Origin of the sequence: Rhizobacter sp. (assembly GCF_032229685.1) — a bacterium.
In the GTDB taxonomy this organism is placed as follows: Bacteria; Pseudomonadota; Gammaproteobacteria; order Burkholderiales; family Burkholderiaceae_C; genus LMDS01.
Map to the genome: position 1 here is coordinate 74612 of NZ_JAVTWP010000014.1, position 6124 is coordinate 80735.

Annotated in this window: 6 protein-coding genes; 4 read left to right on the forward strand and 2 right to left on the reverse strand. The window is 68.8% G+C overall.

Going from position 1 to position 6124, the window contains the following annotated elements; all coding sequences use genetic code 11:
- Positions 1–3 precede the first annotated feature (3 nt).
- Both AC30PD_RS07640 and crtD read right to left on the reverse strand, forming a co-directional pair.
- Positions 4–885 carry a carotenoid 1,2-hydratase gene (locus tag AC30PD_RS07640; protein ID WP_489535058.1) on the reverse strand — a complete coding sequence of 294 codons (882 nt, stop codon included), beginning with the start codon at positions 883–885 and terminating at the stop codon, positions 4–6.
- On the reverse strand, positions 882–2447 hold the full coding sequence (gene crtD, locus AC30PD_RS07645; RefSeq protein ID WP_489535052.1) for a 1-hydroxycarotenoid 3,4-desaturase CrtD: 1566 nt from the start codon (positions 2445–2447) through the stop codon (positions 882–884). The genes AC30PD_RS07640 and crtD overlap by 4 nt, the downstream gene beginning before the upstream one ends.
- A gap of 139 nt (positions 2448–2586) precedes the next feature.
- Between crtD and AC30PD_RS07650 the strand changes: the two genes are divergently transcribed.
- The 4 genes from AC30PD_RS07650 to AC30PD_RS07665 all read left to right on the forward strand — a co-directional run.
- Positions 2587–3468, forward strand: a complete 882-nt coding sequence (locus tag AC30PD_RS07650; RefSeq protein ID WP_489535053.1) for a polyprenyl synthetase family protein — start codon at positions 2587–2589, stop codon at positions 3466–3468.
- 169 nt (positions 3469–3637) lie between these two features.
- Complete coding sequence (locus tag AC30PD_RS07655) at positions 3638–4660, forward strand: methyltransferase (protein ID WP_489535054.1); 1023 nt, start codon at positions 3638–3640, stop codon at positions 4658–4660.
- A 161-nt stretch (positions 4661–4821) separates the two neighbouring features.
- Positions 4822–5760: a chlorophyll synthesis pathway protein BchC gene (bchC, locus tag AC30PD_RS07660; protein ID WP_489535055.1), complete on the forward strand. Its 939-nt coding sequence runs from the start codon at positions 4822–4824 to the stop codon at positions 5758–5760.
- The coding region (locus AC30PD_RS07665; protein ID WP_489535056.1) for a nucleotide-binding protein at positions 5757–6124 on the forward strand (368 nt) is incomplete at its 3' end. The genes bchC and AC30PD_RS07665, both read left to right, overlap by 4 nt.

Consider the following 6124-nt stretch of genomic DNA (forward strand, 5'->3'; position numbering starts at 1 on the left):
CTTTCAGCGCGTGATGCGCGGCATGCGAAACGGCAGCATGGCCTGCACCCAGGCGCTGTCGAAGCGCTGCAGCGACAGGCTCTCGTGCATCGCCGTCACCGGCTCGCCGAGCCATCGCGTCTCGACCAGCGAACGGGCATAGAAGGGCGCATCGGTCAGCGTCTGCGCCACGTGCATCTTCGCGCCACCTTCGCTGCGCGCGGTGCGGGTCACGCCCCACCGGCTGTTCGGCAGCGCAGTGCGGGGCGGTGGGTCGATCGTGTCGACAACACCGTTGGCGTGGAATTCCAGGCCGATGGCGAGCGGCTCTTCGGCCACGCGGTCGACGTCGTACATCACCGCGCTTCGGCCCTTCGAGAGGTGCGCACGAGCCCAGTCCCAGCGTGTGAAAGCAGCTTCGAGTGGCGCATCACCGCGGTTCGAATCCAGATAACCAGCGCCCGACCAGCGCAGGCCGGGCGAACTCAGATCGACCTCGACGCGCGCGCTCGGGGCGATCGGGAACCAGCGGTGCTGCCCCTGCGGCGACAGCAGCACGGGGTGGTCGAAGCGTTGCGTCGCATGCAACTTCACCGTACCGCGCAAGCGCGAGGGCCAGGGCACGCAGGTCTCGTCGATGGTGATCGTCAGCGCGTCGCCATGCCACCGCATTGCGCTGGGGCCAACCTGCAGCGTGGTGGCATCGCCGTGCACCTGATGGCGCGCCCGCTCGGTCATCGACCAGCGTTTTGCGCCACGCCCGTACAACGCCACGTTGAGTGCACAGTGGTTCAGCGGGTCGGCGAGCGCCTGCGCAGTGCGCCTGCGCGCCCATGCGTAGTAGGGCGAGAACACGCTGCCGATGAATGCGATCAGCGTGATGCCCTGCGCGCCGTCGTCGCTCAGCGCGTCGAGGTACCACCACGCGTATCCGCTGGCGGCGACGGGCGCGTCGAAGGCCGTGGCGAGCTGCGTGCCGAGGCCCGGTCCGCCAGCACGCTGGCCGCTGCCTGGCGGCCCGAGAGCGCCGCCATCGGAACCCCCGGCCCGGGGTGTGTGGAGCCGCCCGCCAGGTAAAGCCCCGCCACCCGGCTGCGCGAACCCGGCCGGCTGAACGAGGCCATCCAGCCGTGCGAGGCCTGGCCGTACAGCGCACCCCCCGTCGACGGGAACAGCCTCTCGAAGTCGCGCGGTGTGGTCGTCAGCGAGGTCCCCGGCAAGCGGGTCACCTGCAGGCCGCAGTGTTCGAAGGTCCGAAAGATCTGGGCTTCGCATGTCGATATCTCCTCGGGCGTGAACGAGCCCGTGTCGCCGTTGGCGGGTGCATTGACGATGCACAGCAGACGCTCCGGCCGCGCGGGCGCATCGGTGCCCGAGTCGCGGCGGTCTTGCGCGCACACGTAGACGGTGGGCGACGACGGCAGGCGGCCGCGCTTGAAGATGTCGTCGAACTCGCGCCGGTAGTCGTTCGAGAAGAACACCGAGTGGCGGGCCAGCGGAAACCCATGCGTCGGGGTGAGCAGGTTCAGCGTGAGGGCCGACAGCGAGCGCCTCGCCACGGCCGCCGATGGCGCGCCTGCCGCCACCGCACTGCCGAGCCGGCCGCCGGCGATGGCAGCCACGTCACCATTGAAGACGATCGCCTGCGCCGCCAGTTCTTCGCCGCCGGCCAGACGAACGCCGCTGACACGCCCCGCGCTGACGATGACCTCGTCGACCTGTGCGCCGTAGCGGATCGATGCGCCACGCTCAAGCGCCAGACGGGCCAAAGTGGCCGCCACGCGGTGCATGCCGCCTTCGACCTGCCACACGCCGTCTTGCTCCACATGCGCCACCAGCATCAGCGTGGCCGGCGCCATGAAGGGCGACGACCCGCAGTAGGTGGCGTAGCGGCCGAACAGCTGGCGCAGACGCGGGTCGGCGAAGTGTCGGCCGAGTTCGTGCCACATCGTCGTCATCGGCGAGATGCGCATCAGTTCCGGCAGGCCACGAAGCCCCACCCGGCTCGCCAACGACACAGGGCTGGGCCGTGAGCCGCGCAGAAACGGCGCTTCGAGCGTCTGGTAGATGCGCCGGGCACGAGCGCAGAAGTCGAGGTAGCCGCGGCTGGCCGAAGCGCCGGCGAACTCGCCGATCGCCGCAGCCGAGCGATGCACGTCGGCGAAGAGGTCGAGGCGCTCGGTTTGGCTCCAGGCGTGACGCGCCAGCACGCTGACGGGTTGCAGGCCGAGGTGGTCAGACAGCCGTGTGCCCACCGCCTCGAACAGTTCCTCGAAGACCCAACGCATCGTGAACACCGTCGGCCCCGCGTCCATCCGTGCGCCACCCACTTCGACCTGGCGCATCTTGCCGCCGGGTTGTGCTGCGCGCTCCAGCACGAGCACGTCGACCCCTTGCGCGGCGAGCTCGAGCGCGCTGACGAGCCCGCCGATTCCGGCCCCGACCACGATGACGCGCTGCGTCGTCATGAGCCGGCAGCCCTGCTTGGGTCTGCGTGCATGTGTTGTTGACGCACCAATCTCATGTGTCTATGCTACGTGACACTCAATGTAGACAGTTGAAACTTACACCCACCTCAGCTTCGACGCCTTCAATGGCGCACTCCGCATGAAGCCCATGACGCGCATCGAACAGGCCCTGGCCACCGCCATTTCCACCGGCGAAGCCCCGGGCTGCCCACCCAAGCTCGCGGGAGCGATCCGCCACGCCGTGTTCCCCGGCGGCGCGCGCATCCGGCCGCAGTTGTGCCTGGCCGTCGCGCAGGCCTGCGGTGACGACGACCCCGGCTTGTCGGAGGCCGCAGCCACCTCGGTCGAGCTGCTGCACTGTGCGTCTCTGGTTCACGACGACCTGCCGTGTTTCGACGATTCGCCGATGCGGCGTGGCCGTGCCTCGGTGCACTACGCCTACGGCGAAGGCCTGGCGGTGCTGGCCGGCGACGCGCTGATCGTGCTCGCGTTCCAGACCCTGTCGGTGGCGGCCGTGCGTTCGCCGCTGCGGCTGGCGCCGTTGCTCGCGACCATTGCTGCAGGCGTCGGCATGCCCGTCGGCATCGTGGCCGGGCAGGCCTGGGAAAGCGAGCCTCGCGTGTCGCTCACCGAGTACCAACGGGCCAAGACCGGTGCGCTGTTTGCTGCCGCCACGATGGCCGGCGCGCAGGCCGCGGGTGCCGATGCCACCCCGTGGCGCGCGCTGGGTGAATGGCTGGGCGAGGCTTACCAGGCCGCCGACGACATCCGCGACGTGGCGGGCGACCCGCGCGTGCTGGGCAAGCCGGTCGGGCGCGACGTGGCCCTGTTGCGGCCGAGCGCTGCCAGCGAGCTCGGGCTCGAAGGTGCCATCGCGCACTTCGATCGTCTGGTGAGTTATGCCATCGCTGCCGTGCCCGAGTGCCGCGGCGCCGAGCAGCTGCGCGCGTTGGTGCGGCTCGAATCCGAGCGGCTCGTGCCGCGTGCGATGAGTGCAGACCTGACGAGGGTGCCGGTCTAGGGCGCCGTTCGCGCCATGAGACCGCGGCGCGGCACCTGGACATGAACCTGCAATGACACCGGGTTCGATCGTCGCGCCGAAAGCCGTCCCGTGGCGCGACCGTTGGTTGTCGTTTCGTGATCGTTGTTTGTCGAGCCCGGTGTTTCAGCGCCGGGCCTCGTCTTTCCCCTTGACGCGGCCGACCGCGCGCCGCCATGCGCGTGAGCTGTTCGATCTGGTGGCCGGCTTCGTCTATTCGCAGGTGCTGCTCGCCTGCGTGCAACTGCGCGTGTTCGAGATCCTCGCTGAAGGGCCCCAGCCTCTCGAGGTGCTGGCACCGCGGTTCGGCCTGCCCGAAGAGGGTGCGCGGCGCTTGCTCGCCGCTGCGGTGTCGCTTCGGCTCGTCGAGCACCGCAGTGGCCACCGCTACGGTCTGGGCGAACTCGGCGCGCCGATGGTGGGCAACCAGGCTGTCGCGGCGATGGTGGAACACCACGCCGCGCTCTACGCCGACCTGGCCGACCCGGTCGCCCTGTTGCGTGCAGGCTCGGGCTCGGGCGCGCTCGCCGGCTATTGGCCGTATGCCGACGCACAAGTGCCAGGCAGTCTCACCGCCGGGCGCGTGGCGACCTACACCGCCTTGATGTCGGCCTCTCAGCCGCTGGTGGCCGACGAAATCATCGACGCGTACGACCTGACCCGGCACCGCTGCCTGCTCGACGTGGGTGGTGGCGACGGCAGTTTTCTCGCTTCTGTGGCGACACGGGTGCCCGAACTGCGACTGATGCTGTTCGACCTGCCGGCCGTGGCAGAGCGCGCGCAGGCGCGGTTTCGGCAGTCGGGCCTGACGCAGCGTGCCGCTGTGTTCGGCGGCAGCTTCCTCAGCGATGTGCTGCCGCAGGGCGCCGACGTCGCTTCGCTGGTCAGGGTGATCCACGACCACGACGACTCGAGCGCGATGACGATCCTGCGTGCGGTGCGGCGGGCCTTGCTGCCGACAGGGTGTCTGCTGCTCGCCGAGCCGATGTCAGGCACGCGCGGAGCCGAACCCATGGGCGACGCGTATTTCGGCTTCTACCTGCTCGCGATGGGCAAGGGCCGCCCGCGCAGCGCCGCGGAGCTTGTCGCGATGCTCGATGCCGCGGGTTTCACCCGTGCGCGGCTGGTGCCGACACGCCTGCCGCTGCAGACGCAATTGATCGTGGCGCACTGAACAACCGAGAAAACCCTAGGGGTTTTGCAGTAAATGCAGATTGACACCTTAAAGAGTAAGCATAGGATGACACTCACGATGAAGTCGATCTCAGACACCCGGCCCGAACAGGCACTCGCCCCGCGAAAGCTCTCCGTGATGAGCCTACCGGAGCAGATGTCATGAACACGCTGGCGGTGGTGCTGCAACAACCCGAAGCCTTGAAGCTGACGCGCCTCGAGCTCACGCCACCGACCGAAGAAGACGTGGTCGTCGACATCGCTTGGAGCGGCATCAGCACCGGCACCGAGCGTTTGTTGTGGAACGGCCGCATGCCGCAGTTCCCTGGCATGGGCTATCCGCTGGTGCCGGGCTACGAGTCGGTCGGGCGGGTTGTTCAGGCCGGCTCGCGCTCGGCATCGAAGGTCGGCGACCATGTGTTCGTGCCCGGCGCCAAGTGTTTCGGTGACGTGCGTGGCCTGTTCGGTGGCGCGGCATCGAAGGTCGTGGTGCCCGGCGCCCGCACGATCCCGATATCGGGCAGCCTCGGCGAACAAGGCGTCTTGCTGGCGCTCGCCGCAACGGCGTACCACGTCACCTCTGCCGCTGGTACGCAGCAGCCCGACCTGATCGTCGGCCACGGTGTGCTCGGCCGCTTGATCGCGCGCCTGGCGGTCGCTGCCGGCAGCGCGCCGGTGGTGTGGGAAACCAACCCGTCCCGGCGCGAAGCTGCGCCCGGATACACGGTCATCGACCCCGCCACCGACACCCGCCGCGACTACCGCTGCATCTGCGACGTGAGCGGCGATTCCGCCTTGCTCGACACCCTGATCTCACGCCTGGCACCGGGCGGCGAAGTGGTGCTTGCAGGCTTCTACGACACGCCGCTCTCGTTTGTCTTCGCGCCGGCGTTCATGCGCGAAGCACGCCTGCGCGTCGCGGCGCAATGGCAGCCGGGCGACCTGGTCGCGGTGCGCGACATGGCCGAGTCGGGCCGACTTTCGCTCGACGGCCTGATCACCCACGGCGCCGATGCGCTTTCGGCCGACGCGGCGTACCGCACCGCTTTCGGCGACTCCGCCTGTTTGAAGATGACCCTTGACTGGAGAGACTGCCCATGAGCACCGTTGCAAGCCCCACCGCGGTGGCCAAAGGCGCGCCAGTCACCATCATGATGCGAGACCTGCGCAACGAAGCGGCCGTCGAACCGCCGCCCGTCTCGACCTCGCCCGTCACCAAGGAAACGCAGATCATCGCGATCTACGGCAAGGGTGGCATCGGCAAGAGCTTCACGCTCGCCAACCTGAGCTACATGATGGCGCAGCAGGGCAAGAAGGTGCTGCTGATCGGCTGCGATCCGAAGAGCGACACCACCTCGTTGCTGTTCGGTGGGCGCGCCTGCCCGACCATCATCGAGACCTCGTCGAAGAAGAAGCTCGCCGGCGAGGCGGTGGCGATCGGTGACGTCTGCTTCAAGCGCGACGG